This window comes from Microbacterium sp. ARD32, assembly GCF_031844385.1.
Taxonomy (GTDB): domain Bacteria; phylum Actinomycetota; class Actinomycetes; order Actinomycetales; family Microbacteriaceae; genus Microbacterium.
In genome coordinates this window covers 159,508-173,632 of sequence record NZ_JAUZVD010000003.1, presented here as the reverse complement: position 1 = coordinate 173,632, position 14,125 = coordinate 159,508, and the positions used below count along the sequence as shown (strand labels likewise).

The 14,125-nt window shown below is 69.9% G+C and carries 11 protein-coding genes, 1 tRNA gene and 1 other RNA gene; 6 read left to right on the top strand and 7 right to left on the bottom strand.

The genetic code is table 11. The features are described 5' to 3' along the window. Window positions 1-2: 2 nt before the first annotated feature. Window positions 3-99: signal recognition particle sRNA small type (gene ffs / locus Q9R19_RS12480), an RNA gene on the bottom strand. Between the two features lie 119 nt (window positions 100-218). Between ffs and Q9R19_RS12475 the strand changes: the two genes are divergently transcribed. Genes Q9R19_RS12475 through Q9R19_RS12465 form a run of 3 tightly spaced genes read left to right on the top strand, consistent with a single transcriptional unit; the run spans window position 219 to window position 4,614 of the window. Beyond that, window positions 219-1,226 (top strand): MoxR family ATPase, encoded by a 1,008-nt coding sequence (locus Q9R19_RS12475; RefSeq protein ID WP_311256719.1) that lies wholly within the window; start codon window positions 219-221, stop codon window positions 1,224-1,226. Window positions 1,227-1,247: 21 nt separating this feature from the next. Beyond that, window positions 1,248-2,429: a DUF58 domain-containing protein gene (locus Q9R19_RS12470; protein WP_311256718.1), complete on the top strand. Its 1,182-nt coding sequence runs from the start codon at window positions 1,248-1,250 to the stop codon at window positions 2,427-2,429. After that, window positions 2,422-4,614 carry a DUF3488 and transglutaminase-like domain-containing protein gene (locus tag Q9R19_RS12465; protein ID WP_311256717.1) on the top strand — a complete coding sequence of 731 codons (2,193 nt, stop codon included), beginning with the start codon at window positions 2,422-2,424 and terminating at the stop codon, window positions 4,612-4,614. Before Q9R19_RS12470 ends, Q9R19_RS12465 begins: the two co-directional genes overlap by 8 nt. A 10-nt stretch (window positions 4,615-4,624) precedes the next feature. Here the strand turns inward: Q9R19_RS12465 and Q9R19_RS12460 are convergent, their stop codons facing one another. Beyond that, on the bottom strand, window positions 4,625-5,515 hold the full coding sequence (locus Q9R19_RS12460) for a rhodanese-related sulfurtransferase (protein ID WP_311256716.1): 891 nt from the start codon (window positions 5,513-5,515) through the stop codon (window positions 4,625-4,627). A 110-nt stretch (window positions 5,516-5,625) separates the two neighbouring features. Here Q9R19_RS12460 and Q9R19_RS12455 point away from each other — a divergent pair. Further along, window positions 5,626-5,713, top strand: a tRNA-Ser gene (locus tag Q9R19_RS12455). A gap of 44 nt (window positions 5,714-5,757) precedes the next feature. Here the strand turns inward: Q9R19_RS12455 and Q9R19_RS12450 are convergent. Beyond that, window positions 5,758-7,008 carry a GNAT family N-acetyltransferase gene (locus Q9R19_RS12450; protein ID WP_311256715.1) on the bottom strand — a complete coding sequence of 417 codons (1,251 nt, stop codon included), beginning with the start codon at window positions 7,006-7,008 and terminating at the stop codon, window positions 5,758-5,760. 57 nt (window positions 7,009-7,065) lie between these two features. Here Q9R19_RS12450 and Q9R19_RS12445 point away from each other — a divergent pair, with 57 nt between their 5' ends. Continuing rightward, a complete protein-coding gene (locus Q9R19_RS12445; protein WP_311256714.1) occupies window positions 7,066-7,401 on the top strand; it encodes a hypothetical protein in 336 nt (111 codons plus the stop codon). Window positions 7,402-7,417: 16 nt separating this feature from the next. Here Q9R19_RS12445 and Q9R19_RS12440 read toward each other — a convergent pair whose 3' ends face one another. From Q9R19_RS12440 to Q9R19_RS12425, 4 genes are all read right to left on the bottom strand, one after another. After that, window positions 7,418-8,647, bottom strand: a complete 1,230-nt coding sequence (locus tag Q9R19_RS12440; RefSeq protein ID WP_311256846.1) for a multidrug effflux MFS transporter — start codon at window positions 8,645-8,647, stop codon at window positions 7,418-7,420. Between the two features lie 299 nt (window positions 8,648-8,946). Then, window positions 8,947-9,915: a carbohydrate ABC transporter permease gene (locus Q9R19_RS12435; protein ID WP_311256713.1), complete on the bottom strand. Its 969-nt coding sequence runs from the start codon at window positions 9,913-9,915 to the stop codon at window positions 8,947-8,949. Beyond that, window positions 9,915-11,255 (bottom strand): sugar ABC transporter permease, encoded by a 1,341-nt coding sequence (locus Q9R19_RS12430; RefSeq protein ID WP_311256712.1) that lies wholly within the window; start codon window positions 11,253-11,255, stop codon window positions 9,915-9,917. The genes Q9R19_RS12435 and Q9R19_RS12430 overlap by 1 nt, the downstream gene beginning before the upstream one ends. A gap of 146 nt (window positions 11,256-11,401) precedes the next feature. After that, on the bottom strand, window positions 11,402-12,733 hold the full coding sequence (locus Q9R19_RS12425; protein ID WP_311256711.1) for an extracellular solute-binding protein: 1,332 nt from the start codon (window positions 12,731-12,733) through the stop codon (window positions 11,402-11,404). A gap of 273 nt (window positions 12,734-13,006) precedes the next feature. Here Q9R19_RS12425 and Q9R19_RS12420 point away from each other — a divergent pair, with 273 nt between their 5' ends. Further along, window positions 13,007-14,011, top strand: a complete 1,005-nt coding sequence (locus tag Q9R19_RS12420) for a LacI family DNA-binding transcriptional regulator (RefSeq protein ID WP_311256710.1) — start codon at window positions 13,007-13,009, stop codon at window positions 14,009-14,011. Window positions 14,012-14,125: the final 114 nt, after the last annotated feature.

The window sequence follows — 14,125 nt, the reverse complement described above, 5'->3', positions numbered from 1 at the left end:
AGAGAAAGGACCCTCCGCGCACCCGACAGAGCCCGGTTACCCTTGCTACGTTTCCGTCCTGGGGGAATTGGCCTGGATGCCGTCACGCGGAGAGCCGTCCACGAGTCTACCCGACCATGGGAGCACCCTTCGACAGCATCCGGAGCCCGGGACCCCGCCCCGCCGTTCACTCGCTCGGTTACGATCGAAGTTCGCACCGTCGCGCAGGGAGCCACCGCATGCCAGACCAGTTGACCGAGCAGAGCATCACCCACAGCACCACCCGGATCACTGCCGAGAGCTTCGCCGACCAGACGTCCCGGATCATCGCCTCGGTCTCCTCGGTGATCGACGGCAAGCCGGATGCCGTGCGCAGCGCGCTCACCTGCCTGTTCGCCGAAGGGCACCTGCTGATCGAGGACGTGCCGGGCGTCGGCAAGACCGTGCTGGCCCGCGCGCTGGCCGCCAGTGTGGACGCCACGGTGCGCCGCATCCAGTTCACCCCCGACCTGCTCCCCGGCGACGTCACCGGGGTCGCCGTGTACGACCCGGTGGCCCGCGAGTTCGAGTTCAAGCGCGGAGCCGTGTTCGCGAACATCGTCATCGCCGACGAGATCAATCGCGCTTCACCCAAGACCCAGTCCGCGCTGCTGGAGGCGATGGAGGAGGGACAGGTCACCGTCGACGGCGCCTCCCACCGTCTGCCCGATCCCTTCCTCGTCGTCGCAACGCAGAACCCGCTCGAGATGGAGGGCACCTACCCGCTGCCCGAGGCCCAGCGCGACCGCTTCATGATGCGCATCTCGATGGGGTATCCGGATGCCGCGGCCGAGACGCTCATGCTGCGCCAGCGCGAGACCGCCAATCCCCTCGCGGAGATCGTGCCGGTCACCGATGCCGCCACCGTGCACGCCCTGATCGCCTGGACGCGGCGCGTGCACGTCGCGGAGTCGCTGGAGGAGTACGCCGTCGCACTGGCCCAGGCCACCCGTCAGGACCCGGGCCTGCACCTGGGAGCCAGCCCCCGCGCCACCCTGCAGCTGGTGCGCGCGGCGAAGGTGCGCGCCGCGCTGGACGGTCGCGAGTTCGTCGTGCCCGACGACATCACCGACCTCGTCATCCCGGTCTTCGCTCACCGCCTGATCGCCGCACGCGGCGTGCACCGTGCCGGGACCCAGCCGGTGGAGGCCGCGCTGAGTCAGATCATCGCCCGCGTGCCGGTGCCGTTCGCCGGCGCACGCCGCTGAGCCGACCATGCTGAGCCGGCCATGAAGCACCATCCACTCACCGCCACGGGGTGGGGCTGCCTGCTCGCCGGCACGCTGCTCATCGTCGCCGCGAACGTGACCGCGGCGCGTCCGCTGCTGTACCTGGGCGTGCTGCTGGCAGCACTCCCCGTGGTGTGCCTGCTGTTCGTGCGGCTGCCGCGCCGCCGCGGCGAGGTCAGCAGGCAGATCGCCACGGATCTGCTGGCGGTCGGCGAGACCTCGCGGGTGCAGGTGCGCTTCGACCTGTGGACGTTCGGCATCCCGAACGGCACCTGGCGCGACACGCTGCCCGACGCCGTGCGGGGGGATGCCACCGGAGCCTATCCGCAGGATGCCCTCCGCTACGACCTCGAGGGCGTCCGGCGCGGCATCTCCACCCTCGGCCCGCTGCTGCTGCGCACCACCGACCCGTTCGGACTGGCCCAGCGGGAGCAGGCCTTCGGCGACACCCGCACCATCACCGTCATCCCGCAGACGGTCGCCCTCGCCTCGCTGCCCGCCAAGGTGGGCGCGGCGGGCGGCTCGGCGCAGACGCGCTCCACCCGGCTCGGGCAGGGCGCGGACAACCTCATCCCCCGCCCGTACTCGTCGGGCGACTCGCGCAGGCGCATCCACTGGCGCGCCACTGCGCACCGTGGCGATCTGATGGTGCGCCAGGAAGAGGAGGAGGCCAGCCCGGATGCCGTGGTCGTGCTCGACCGCGCCGCGGACGGCTGGGCGCGCCCGGGCGACGACCCGGATCCGCTCTTCGAATCGGCGGTCGTCCTGTGCGCCTCCGCGGCGCTGCGCCTGGCGCAGGACGGCTACAGCGTGGACGTGCTCGACAGCGCCGGCGAGGTGCTCGGCTCGCTGCGCGGGCACGAGGAGGACCGCGAGGACGTGATGGTCGCGCTCGCGGTGGTCGCGCCGCGCGGCGGACGCCGTGATCTGCGGACGGTCGTCGGCAGCACTCCACCGGGGCCGCTGGTCGTGATCACCGGGCGGCTCGACGACGAGGCCGCCGAGAAGCTGAGTACAGCAGGGGCCGCCGCGCCGCTGCTGTTCACCACGGACGCGTCCGAGGCCGCGCTCGCGTCGGTGCGCGCGCACGGCTGGTTCCCCGCCGTGCTGCCCGCCGATGCCGACGAGCTGGCCGGGGCATGGGCATCCGCTCTCCCCCTCTCGCGGGTGCAGCATGCCTGAGCGCGCCGCCGACACCCGGCGTCCGCCGAGCCCGGCGGGCGCCGGAGCCCTGACCGCGCTCACCGCAGCCGTCGCGGTCTGGGCCTACACGGGAGCCGTGCTGCCGGGGCTGTGGAGCTTCGTGATCGGCACGCTGATCGCGGTGATCGTGCTGACCGGAATCCTCGCGAGGGTCGCCTTCGCCGGCGTCCGCGCCGGTGTGTCGCGGATGCTGGTGCTGCTGCTGCAGGTCGTAGCCGCGGCGCTCGCGTGCACGGCGACCCTCGCGGGCGAGACGGGCATCGCGGGTCTGGTCCCCACGCCGCGGACGGTCCAGCTGGTCGGTCTGCGCCTGCAGCAGAGCCTCGACGAGATCATGAACGGGGTGGCGCCGATCGCGGCCTCCGTTCCCATCGCGACCCTGCTGGGACTCGCGTTCGCGGTGGTGGTGATCCTGCTGGACCAGCTGGTCGCGCACCGGCGGGTGCTGCTGGCCGCGGTGTTCAGCTCGATCGTCGGCGTCATGCCGATGTTGATCTCGTTCGGCTCGGTGAACCTGGCCTGGTTCCTGATGCAGGCCATCGTGATCCTCCTGCTGCTGCGCTACGGCGCGCGGCACGCCCGGCATGCGCCGCTGCGCGCCTCGACGACCGTGGCGATGTCGTCGGGAGTGCTGGCGATCGTGGCGGCGCTCGTGCTCGCCCCGGTGCTGCCCGTGGCATCCGCTCTGCCCGGCACCGGACCGATGCTCACCGTCGACGCGACCCTGCGGCTGGGCGACGATCTGCGCCGACCGGAGGGCGTCGAGGCACTGACGCTGGTCACCTCGGCGGCCAAGCCGCCGTATCTGCGCATGGCCACGCTCTCGCGCTTCGACGGCGATGTGTGGCGCCCCGATCGCGGCGAGCGCGTGCCGCTGGGCGACGGCTTCGGCGACCTGGACTGGACCGATCCGATCAAGACCGTCGAGAGCGAGGTGTCCATTCACGTGACCGGCGTCTCCAGCGACCGGCTGCCCGTCCCGTACGCACCGCAGCAGGTCACCGACGCCGGCGGCGGGTGGTCGGCGATGGCGGTGAATCGCACCGTGGTCAGTCGTACGGCGGATGCCGCCGGCAGCGACTACACGGTGCAGGCCGCGACCGCGGTGCCCACGCTCGAGCAGATCCGTGCGAGCACGGCATCCGGTGCTGACGTTCCCGAGCTGCCGGACGACCTGCCGTCGATCATCGAGGACCTCGCGCGTGAGGTCACCGCCGGTGCCGACACCGATTACGACCGGCTGATCGCCCTGCAGGACTGGTTCCGCGCCGAGTTCACCTACTCGCTGCAGGCGCCGGTCGACGAGGGCTTCGACGGGACGGGCGCCGATGCGGTGGCGACCTTCCTCGAGAAGCGCACCGGCTACTGCATCCATTTCGCCGGCGCGTTCGCGCTGATGGCGTCGAACCTGGGGATGCCGGTGCGCATCGTGGTCGGCTACCTGCCCGGCGCGGCCACGGATCAGAAGCGCGGCGACCAGATCCTCTACTCCGTCTCCAGCGACCAGCTGCACTCCTGGCCCGAGGTCCACTTCGAGGGCATCGGCTGGGTGCCGTTCGAGCCGACCGCCACGCTGGGCGAGCCGACCGACTTCATCGCAGCGTCCGCGGGCGGCGGCAGCGGGGAGGGCCCGGAGGCGCCTGCGCCCAGCTCGTCGCCGACTCCCAGCTCGTCGACGGACACCTCCGGCATCACCGACGCCCCGCGGGATCCGGGCAGCGCGGGCGCGACTCCCCTGCGCCGGCTGGACCCGGTGCCGGTGACGCTGACGGCCCTCGGCATCCTGCTCGTGCTCGCGCTGCCCCTGCTGGCGCGCTCGCTGGTGCGCGCACGGCGGCTCGGACGCGCTCGCCGGGGCGACGCGATGGCGGCGTGGGCCGAGCTGAACGACACGCTCGTCGATCTCGGGCTGCGCGCGCCGCAGGCGCAGACGGCGCGGGTGCGGGCGGATGTCCTGGCGACCACGCGAGCTGTGGATGCGGACGCTCTGGCCCCGCTGGTGCGGGCCGTCGAGCACGCCAGCTACGCGCGGGCGGTGCCGGATGCCGGAAACCTGGCGACCCCGCTCGGAGCAGTGATCGCGCAGCTGAGCGAGAGCGTCGACGGGCGCCAGCGCCTGCTGGCGCGATTGCTGCCGGCGTCGCTCTTCGCCCGCAGACGGTGACCGGCGCGGATCAGGCGGCGTGCTCGGCGCAGCGGATCGCCTCGCAGCCCGCGCACACCACGAACTGGCGCCGGCACGATGGGTCGGGGCAGTTCGCGGTGCGGCTGGTGGATGCCCCGCATCCGGCGCACTCGCCGATGACGGCGGCATGGTCGGAGAACTCCACCGAGCCGCGCTTGTCGAACACGTACAGCGACCCCTCCCACAGGCCGTCGTCGCCGAACGCCTCGCCATAGCGGGCGATGCCGCCGTCGAGCTGGTAGACCTCGCCGAAACCGCGGGAGACCATCAGGCTGGAGAGCACCTCGCAGCGGATGCCGCCGGTGCAGTAGGTGACGACGGGCTTGCCCTTCAGGTCGTCGAATGTGCCGTCGTCGAGCAGACGGACGAAGTCGCGGGTGGTCTCGGTGTCGGGCACGATCGCGTTCCTGAAGCGGCCGATCTCGGCTTCGAGCGCGTTGCGTCCGTCGAAGAACACCACCTCGTCGCCGCGCTCGGCGATCAGCTCGTGCAGCTGCTGCGGGTTCAGTCGTGCGCCTCCGCCGACCACGCCGTGCTCGTCGACGCGCAGCTCGTCCGGTGCGCCGAACGACACGATCTCGTCGCGCACCTTCACGCTCAGCTTCGGGAAGTCGAGGCTGTACCCGTCGGCATCCAGGCCGGTTCCCTCGCTCCACTTGACGTCGGCGTCCCTGAACGCCGCGTGGTCGCGGAACCGGCGCAGCCACTTCTTGACCGCGGGCAGGTCACCGCCCAGAGTTCCGTTGATGCCGTCCTTCGAGATGATGATGCGCCCGCGCAGCTTCAGCGCCTCGCAGAGGTCGCGCTGCCACAGCCGGATCGCGTCCGGATCCGGGAGCGGCGCGAACGCGTAGAACAGCACGATCTTGGGGGTGGGCACCAGGAGATTCTACGTGGGCACGACCGATGGCTCCCCGGCAGCGGCCGGGTCCGCCGTGAAGGCGTCGGGAAGCACTCCGCCGATCGGATAGGATGGACAGGTTGTCTCCTGGTGACGTGTCCGAGCGGCCGAAGGAGCACGCTTGGAAAGCGTGTGTTGTGCAAGCAACCGCGGGTTCGAATCCCGCCGTCACCGCCAATGGTCCGAGGGCCCTGCTTCGCGAAGCGGGGCCCTCCGACGTGTCAGGCGACGAACCGCACGCCGTACATGGTCGTCTCCGGTCCGGCATCCAGGCGGTGCATGCCGATGCGCTCGTAGAACGCGCCGGCACCGACGTTCTCGGGGTTCATGCCCAGATGCAGTCCCGGCACGCCCCGGCGACGCAGCTCGTCGAAGAGCGTCTCGATCAGCCGGCGCCCCAGCCCCTGCCCCTGCGTCTCGGGCAGCAGGTCGATGTGCAGGTGCGCGGGGTACTGCGCGGTGTGCTTCTCGCGCCCGGGCCCCCGCGCGGTCGCGTAGCCGATGATGCCGTCCTCCCGCGTCGCCTCGTCCTCGCCGGAGAACGGATAGCGCGCGGCGACACCCGGCCACCACTCGTCGCGGAACCAGGTCTCGAACGCGTCGGTGTCATCCGTCGCCACGACGTACCCGATCGTGCGTCCGTCATCGGACTCCACCACCCAGCACAGGTCCGGATGCCGTTCCGCGTACGGCGCGGCGAAGACGTCACCCCACAGGCGGTCATCGCGGAACAGCCCGGTGGCGTCGCCAGCGGCGTCCGCCGTCCTCACACACACCTCGTACAGCGCCTCACGATCCGACGGACGGTACGGGCGGATGCGTGACACGGGCGGCTCCTTCGGATCAGACGCACGGGGATGCGTCCAGCCTAGCGACGCCCAGTCCCCGAGCACGGCGCCGGCGAGCAGGGCGCCCGCCGCGCCCACCAGCATCCCGCCGACCGTGTCGGAGAGCCAGTGCGCCTCCAGCACCGCGCGCGACACCGCCATCACCACAGTGACGGCCGCCCCGATCACGGCGACCCGGCGTCGCGGCCGGATCAGGTACAGCAGCATGGCGATCGTCGCGATGTTGGCCGTATGCCCCGAGGGGAATGAACCGGGATCCGAGACCACCAGCATCCCCTCCGGCCGCGCGCGGTCGAAGAACGCCTTCAGCAGCTGCACCAGCCCGACGCTCACCAGCAGCGCGGCTGCGGCGTACACGCCGGCGCGCGGGCGTCGCAGCGCCACCAGCATCCCGATCAGCAGCAGCGGCATGACCACGCCGGCCCGCCAGCCCCCGCCGAGGTAGCTGAGCGCGTACGAGATCGACAGCATCCACGGCTGCCGTACGCCGGCCACCAGATCGTGCCAGCCCTGGTCGATCCCGTTGACCGCCTCGCCGGGCAGCAGCACGACAGCCGCGCCGAGCAGCACGGCGACCACCAGCAGGACGCCCGAGGTGATCAGCATCCGGTTGCGCGTCATCATCCCATTCTCCCCGCCGCCCGCTCGAAACCCGCTGCGCACCGGCGATATCCTCGGGCTATGAGCTTCGCCACCTCGCACCTGCTGCTGGCCGCCTCTGCCGCCGACCTGGTCGCCGCGCACCCCGTGGAAGAGGGACGCGTGCGTCCGCACCGCACACTCGACGGCGATGGGTTCAAGATCAGGACGCTGGTGATGGATGCCGGTGCCGTGCTGCGCGAGCACAGGGCGCCCGTGCCGATCCTCGTCACCGTGGCCGCCGGTCGCGTGCTGTTCCGGGTGGCGGGGACGGAGTACGACCTCACCGCGGGCGGCACCATCCAGGTGGCCGCCTCGGAGCCGCATGAGCTCGAGGCCGTCGACGCGTCGCACGTGCTGCTCACGCTGATCGGCTGACCCGAGCGCCCGCCGCTCAGGGCGCGAGCATCTCCACGGTGCGCGGACGCACGATCAGCCACAGCGCGACGATCGCGACCACCGCGCAGCCCACCATCACGGTGGCCATGGTCGTCGCCGTGATGCCCGATCCGGCCGAGATCAGCCCCACCGCCGGCGAGATGATCGCCGCGATGCCGTTGTTGCAGGCGCCCAGCACGGATGCCGCGGTGCCGGCCGCCCTGCCGTGCCGGTCGAGCGCCAGCACCTGCACGCACGGGAAGGTGAACCCGCACGCGGTCATGAACAGCCACAGCGGGATGACCGTGCCCCAGAACCCGGCGCCGAGCTGATCGCACACGATGATCGCGGCGCCCGAGATCAGCAGCATCCCGGTGGAGAACGCCATCACCCACTGCGGCCCGAACCGGGCCGCCAGTCGTGAGGCGGCCTGCACGCCGCCGACCACGCCCAGCGAGTTGGCTGCGAACAGCAGCCCGTACGCCTGCGGGTTCAGGCCGTGCGTCTGCTGGAACAGGAACGGCGAGGCCGACAGGTACGAGAACAGTCCCGAGAACGTCATCCCGCCGATGACCAGCACGCCCACGAACACCCGGTCCGAGAACACGCTGCGGTAGCGCTGCAGCACGGTGCTCGCCCCGCGATCCTGCCTGCGGGCCTTCGGCAGCGTCTCCGGCAGCAGCAGGATCGCCGCCAGCAGCATCACCGCGCCGTAGCCCGCCAGCACGACGAAGATGCCCCGCCACGGCATCACGGTGAGCAGCCCCGATCCGATGATCGGCGCGACCACCGGCGCGACACCCGAGACCAGAGCCAGCCGCGAGAGCATCACCACGAGCCGCCGCCCGCCGAACAGGTCACGCACGATGGCCATCGCCACCACGCCGCCCGCCGCGGCGCCGATGCCCATCACCACGCGCGCGGCGCCCAGCAGGATCAGGTCGGGGGCGATGGCGGCGGCGACGCTGGCCAGCACGTGCAGGGCGGTCACGGTGATCAGCGGCACCCGCCGGCCGACCTTGTCGCTGAGCGGGCCGACGACGAGCTGCCCGATCGCGAACCCGATCATCGTTCCCGTCAGCGTGAGCTGGATCATCGCCGCCGAGGTGGCGAAGTCCTTCTCCAACTGGGGGAAGGCCGGCAGGTAGAGGTCGATCGTGAACGGCCCGAGGGCGGTGAGCGCCCCGAGCAGGATGATGTACAGCGTGCGGCGCCCGGTGGCGATCGCGTCGCCCGGGTGCAGCATGATCGGCGCGGTCGCCGGATCCGCGCCGAGGGTGCGGATGGCGCCGGTCGGCGTGGAGGTGCGGATGGTGCCGGTGATCGCCCGCAGGCCGCCGGTGGGAGTGCGTTCGTCGCTCACGGAGGACTTTCAGGGGAGGAGCGGATGCCGCGCTCGAATCGATTCGACGCAGCGGAAGTCTCCCATGCTACCCGCCCTCGGACGTGCGTCGACAGGCTCAGCGCAACTCCTGCGTCGCGCAGCCGCAGCTCCTGGGTCGCTGAGCCGCAGCTCCTGGGTCGCTGAGCCTGTCGAAGCGAGTGTCAGCCCTTGGTCGCGCCGGCCAGCAGGCCCCGCACGAAGAAGCGCTGCAGTGCGAAGAACACGATCAGCGGGACGATGATCGAGATGAACGTACCCGCCGACTGCAGGAACCAGCGGTTGCCCCAGGTTCCGGACAGCGAGTTCAGCGCCTGGGTGATCGGCAGCGCGCCGGGCGAGGCGAAGATCGTCGCGACCAGCAGATCGTTCCACACCCAGAGGAACTGGAAGATGCCGAACGAGGCGATCGCCGGCATGGCCAGCGGCAGGATGATGCGGAAGAACACCTGGCCGTGACCGGCGCCGTCCACCCTGGCCGCCTCGACGATGTCGCCGGGGATCTCCGAGATGAAGTTGTGCAGCATGAACGTCGCCAGCGGCAGCGCGAAGATCGCATGCGCGATCCACACCCGGGCGAAGCTGTAGTCCAGGTCGTTCAGCGTGAAGCCGGGGAACACCGTCACGTCGCCGATCGTCAGACCGCTCGAGAACAGGCTCAGCAGCGGCACCAGGGCCATCTGCAGCGGCACGATCTGCAGCGCGAACACGAACACGAACAGCAGGTTGCGGCCCTTGAAGTCGATCCAGGCGAACGCGTAGGCGGCCAGCGACGCGACCACGATCGGGAACACCGTCGCGGGGATCGTGATCGCCAGCGAGTTGACGAACGCGACCGCCAGCGTGGTCGAGGTGCCGCCAGCGGTGAGCGCCTCGACGTAGTTGTCCAGAGTGAACTTCGGGTCGGTGAAGGCGGTCCACCAGCCCGTGGACTGCGTGTCGGCACCGGGACGGAACGACGTCACGAACAGCCCGAAGGTGGGGATCGTCCAGAAGAAGGCGATGATCACGGCGGCGATCGTCGCGCCCTTCGAGGTGAGCTTCTTGTGGGCGATGGCCTCGTTGCGGCGGGTGTCGCGTGCGACCTGGCGCTTGGTGCGGGTGTCCATCACGACGGCTTCTGTGGCGCTCATCAGCGGATCTCCCTCTGCTTGGTCATCGATCGGGCGTTGTAGATGATCAGCGGCAGCACGAAGATGAACAGCACCACGGCCAGCGCCGAGGAGTGTCCGTAGCTCTGGAAGCGCTGCTGCTGGTTGACCATCTCGAAGCCGAGGACCGTGGTGTCGTCACGCCCGCCGGTCATCACGGCCACGATGTCGTACACCTTCAGCGACATGATCGTGATGGTCGTGAGGACCACGATCAGCGACGAGCGGATGCCGGGGACGGTCACGTTCGTGAACCGCTGCCAGGCGTTCGTGCCGTCGAGCTCGGCGGCCTCGAGCTGCTCCACCGGAACGGCCTTGATGGCGGCCGAGAGGATGACCATCGCGAATCCGGTCTGCGTCCAGATGAAGACGATCAGCAGCATGAATGTATTGACCAGCGGCTGCACGGCGAGCCAGTTGACCGGGTCTCCGCCGAACATCGTCACCAGGGCGTTCAGCAGTCCGAGCTGGTCGCCCTGACGGTAGTCGTACATGAACTTCCAGATGATGCCGGCGCCGACGAACGAGATCGCGACGGGCATGAAGACGAGCACCTTCAGCACCTTCTCACCGCGCGCCTTGTCGATGAAGACGGCGTAGGCGAGACCGAAGGCGACCGAGATGGTCGGTGCCAGCAGCGCCCAGATGAGCGTGTTGATCACGGATGCCGTGCCGACCGGGTTCGTGAACACCCAGAAGTAGTTCTCCAGCCCCACGAAGTCGGTGCCGGTCTTGTCGAAGAACGACTTCACGAAGGTCGCGACGGCCGGGTAGATCAGGCCGAGCAGCAGCATGATCGCGGCGGGCGCCATGAACAGGATGAGCTGGAAGAGGTAGCCGGCGCCCTGGCGGGAGCGGTAGTCGGCGAAGAACAGCAGTGCGCCGGAGAGCAGTGCGATCCCCACCACGTAGAGCACCGCGTTGGAGTACGGGCGCAGCAGCATGAAGGCGAGCACCGGGACCACCAGGCAGGCGACCAGGCGCATGATGAAGTAGCCCCTGCCCGGGCGCGGTGCGAACTCGATGAGCACGAGCACGATCGCGACCACCAGGCCGAAGGCCAGCAGCACCACGGGGATCTGCAGCAGCGGATGCATGTTGCCGAGCCACATGAAGAATGTGTTGAGCGAGACGGGGCCCAGGGCGATGCGGGCCGGGTCCTCGACGGGCGCTGAGAAGATCAGCAGGAAGATCAGGGCCGCGATGAGCACGAAGCCCACGACCACGAGGATGCGCGTGAGCGCTCGTCCCTTCGGGTCGGCGCCGTGCGTGGTCTGCGGCAGTTCAGTCGTCTCGGCTTCCTCGACGATCACTTGCGACATGGGTTCCCCTTCTGGGTACGGCACCGGTCACGCCCGGTGCAGCTGGGCCGCCGAGTTCACGGCCCGGGAGGTGATGCGGGTGCGGGGTCGGGCCGTGGCCCGACCCCGCACCTGTCAGCAGGTTGCGCTCAGACTAGCGCCACCGGTCAGTTCTCGTAACCGGCCTGGATGTTGCTCAGCACCTCATCGGTGGACTTGCCGTCGACCCAGTCGACCATGCCCTTCCAGAACGAGCCGGAGCCCACCGTCGACGGCATCAGGTCGGATGCGTCGAAGCGGAAGGTCGTCGAGTCGTCCTGCATGATGTCCATGGCCTCCTTGAGGAACTCGCTGGAGGCGAGGCTCGAGTCGGCCTTCTTGTTGGCGGAGAGCACGCCACCGAGCTTGACGCGGGCGTCGGCGAACTCGGGCGATGCCATGAACTCGAGCACCTTGACCGTGGACGGGTCGTCGTTGAATCCGGCGACGAACTCCCCGCCACCCTCGACCTGCAGCTCACCCTCGGTCTCGCCGGGCATGAGGAACGCGTACACGTCACCGTCGGGGCCGACCTCAGGGGTCTTGCCGTCGGCGTTCTTCACGTCGAGGAAGTTGGCCGACAGGAAGGACGCCTGGTGGGTCAGGGCGCAGCTGCCGTCGGCGACCTTCGCCGCGACGTCGCCGAAGGCGGTGGAGTTGATGCTCTTCACGTCGCCGAAGCCGGCATTGACGTAGTCCGGGTTGAGCAGAATCGAGCCGACAGCGTCGAACGCCTTCTTGATCTCGGGGTCGGTGAACTTGACGTCGCCGTCGATCCACTTGTCGTAGACCTCAGGACCCGACTGGCGAAGGACGAGGTCCTCGATCCAGTCCGTGCCCGGCCAGCCCGAGGCGGCCTCCGAAGAGAAGCCGGCGCACCAGGGCGCCTTGCCCGTCTTCTCCCGGATGGTATCGGTGAGCGTGATCATCTCGTCCCAGGTCTTGGGAACCTCGACGCCCCACTCCTTGAAGCTGGACGGCGAGTACCAGATGTAGCCCTTGAGGTTGGCGAGCATCGGAGCCGCGTAGAAGGTGTCGTCGAACGTGCCGTACTTCTTCCAGTCCGCGGACCAGTTCTCGTCCACGGCCTTCGACACGCTGTCGGGCGCGGCCTGGACCTTGCCGGTCTCGACGAGCGTCTTCAGCAGACCCGGCTGGGGGACGATCGCGATGTCGGGGGCGTCGCCACCGGTCACCTTGGTGACGATGTTGCCCTCGAAGCCCTTGTCGCCGGTGTACTCCACCTTGATGCCGGTGTCCTTCTCGAAGGACTCGAACGACTTGTTGAGGTCATCGGCCTCGATGCCGGTGATGCCGCCGGAGATGCGGACGGTCGACTTGCCGTCAGAATCGCCGCTTCCGCCGCCCGGTGCTGCCTCCGCGCAACCGGTCAGGGCGATTGCAGCCACACTGACCAGGGCGAGGGGAGCAAGCAGGCGGTATCGCTGTGACAGAGCCATGTGTTTTCTCCTCTTCGGGTGGATCCCGGATCCCCGTGAGCTGCGATATCTGCAGCCGGTGAGGAACCGATTCCAGGACAACCTACTTGCCCCAGGCGCCCTTGCACAATGGCACGCTCGCGGTTCCGCACAACCGTTGTGCAGACGTGATCCGCGCGGTGGGAGCGCTCCCATAGCCTAACCTGTGGAACCGGTTCCGTGAGACATCGGTTCCGGATACTCTGTCGAGAGCGCCCGACGTCGAGAGCGCCCGACCCGACCTGCGGAGGAACCATGAGCACCATCGCCGACGTCGCCGCGCGCGCCGGCGTCTCCAAGGCGACTGCCAGTCGCGCGCTCAGCGGCGGCGGGTACGTGTCGGCGCCGACGCGCGAGAAGGTGCGGGCCGCCGCATCCGAGCTCTCCTACGTCGCGCACTCCTCGGCGACCAGCCTCGCCACCGGCAGATCGCTGTCGGTCGGCGTGATCATGCCCGCCCTGGACCGCTGGTTCTTCGCCGAGCTGCTGGCCGGCATCCAGGCAGGGCTGCTCGCCTCGGGCCAGGATCTGGTGCTCTACGGCATCCGCGAGCGCACCGCCGAGCGCGCGCAGCTGTTCGAGGAGGTGCTCCCCCGGCGCCGGCTGGACGGCATCATCGCCGTCGGCATCCAGCCCAGCGCCCGTGAGCTCGAACGTCTCATCCGGGTGGAGTCGCCGCTGGTGAGCATCGGCGCCTACAGCGAGGGGACGAGCGCCGTCTCGATCGACGACGCCGGCGCGGCGCGCATCGCGACGGAGCATCTCATCGACCTCGGCCATCGCGACATCGCCTTCCTCGGCGGAACGGCGGATGCCGCCACCCACGCCTTCGGCGACGAGCGGCGACTCGCGGGGTACCGCCAGGCCATGATGGCGGCGGGACTGGCGGCGTTCGTCAGGCACGCCGACGGGGAACCCACCATGCCGGGCGGCTACGAGGCGGCCGTGCGCATGCTGGGAGATCGGCAGAGCCGGCCGACCGCGCTCGTCGCCGTCTGCGACGAAGCCGCGATCGGAGCGGTGGTCGGCGCACGCCGGCTCGGCCTGTCGGTGCCCGCCGAACTGAGCATCGTCGGCATCGACGATCATGAGCACGCTGAGATGTTCGCGCTCACGACCGTGCGACAGCAGCCTCGCGCGCAGGGGCTGGCCGCCGTCGAGGTGCTGCGCCGGAGAATGGATGCCCCGGATGCCGCGCCCGAGCGTCAGGTGCTGCCCTCGGAGCTGGTGGTGCGCGCTTCCACGGCGGCCCCGCGCTGAGCCCGTCGAAGCGTCGCCGCAGGGTCGCTGAGCCCGTCGAAGCGCCGCCGCGGCAGCAGAAAGGCCCCGGGGACAACCCGGGGCCTTTCGAAGAAGTCTGCGCTCTCGCGCCGC

Coding starts and splice junctions, on each gene's coding strand:
- Q9R19_RS12475 (WP_311256719.1), top strand. CDS start 219: ATGCCAGACCAGTTGACCGAGCAGAGCATCACCCACAGCACCACCCGG.
- Q9R19_RS12470 (WP_311256718.1), top strand. CDS start 1,248: ATGAAGCACCATCCACTCACCGCCACGGGGTGGGGCTGCCTGCTCGCC.
- Q9R19_RS12465 (WP_311256717.1), top strand. CDS start 2,422: ATGCCTGAGCGCGCCGCCGACACCCGGCGTCCGCCGAGCCCGGCGGGC.
- Q9R19_RS12450 (WP_311256715.1), bottom strand. CDS start 7,008: ATGATGACGCGCAACCGGATGCTGATCACCTCGGGCGTCCTGCTGGTG.
- Q9R19_RS12445 (WP_311256714.1), top strand. CDS start 7,066: ATGAGCTTCGCCACCTCGCACCTGCTGCTGGCCGCCTCTGCCGCCGAC.
- Q9R19_RS12440 (WP_311256846.1), bottom strand. CDS start 8,647: ATGCTGCACCCGGGCGACGCGATCGCCACCGGGCGCCGCACGCTGTAC.
- Q9R19_RS12435 (WP_311256713.1), bottom strand. CDS start 9,915: ATGAGCGCCACAGAAGCCGTCGTGATGGACACCCGCACCAAGCGCCAG.
- Q9R19_RS12430 (WP_311256712.1), bottom strand. CDS start 11,255: ATGTCGCAAGTGATCGTCGAGGAAGCCGAGACGACTGAACTGCCGCAG.
- Q9R19_RS12425 (WP_311256711.1), bottom strand. CDS start 12,733: ATGGCTCTGTCACAGCGATACCGCCTGCTTGCTCCCCTCGCCCTGGTC.
- Q9R19_RS12420 (WP_311256710.1), top strand. CDS start 13,007: ATGAGCACCATCGCCGACGTCGCCGCGCGCGCCGGCGTCTCCAAGGCG.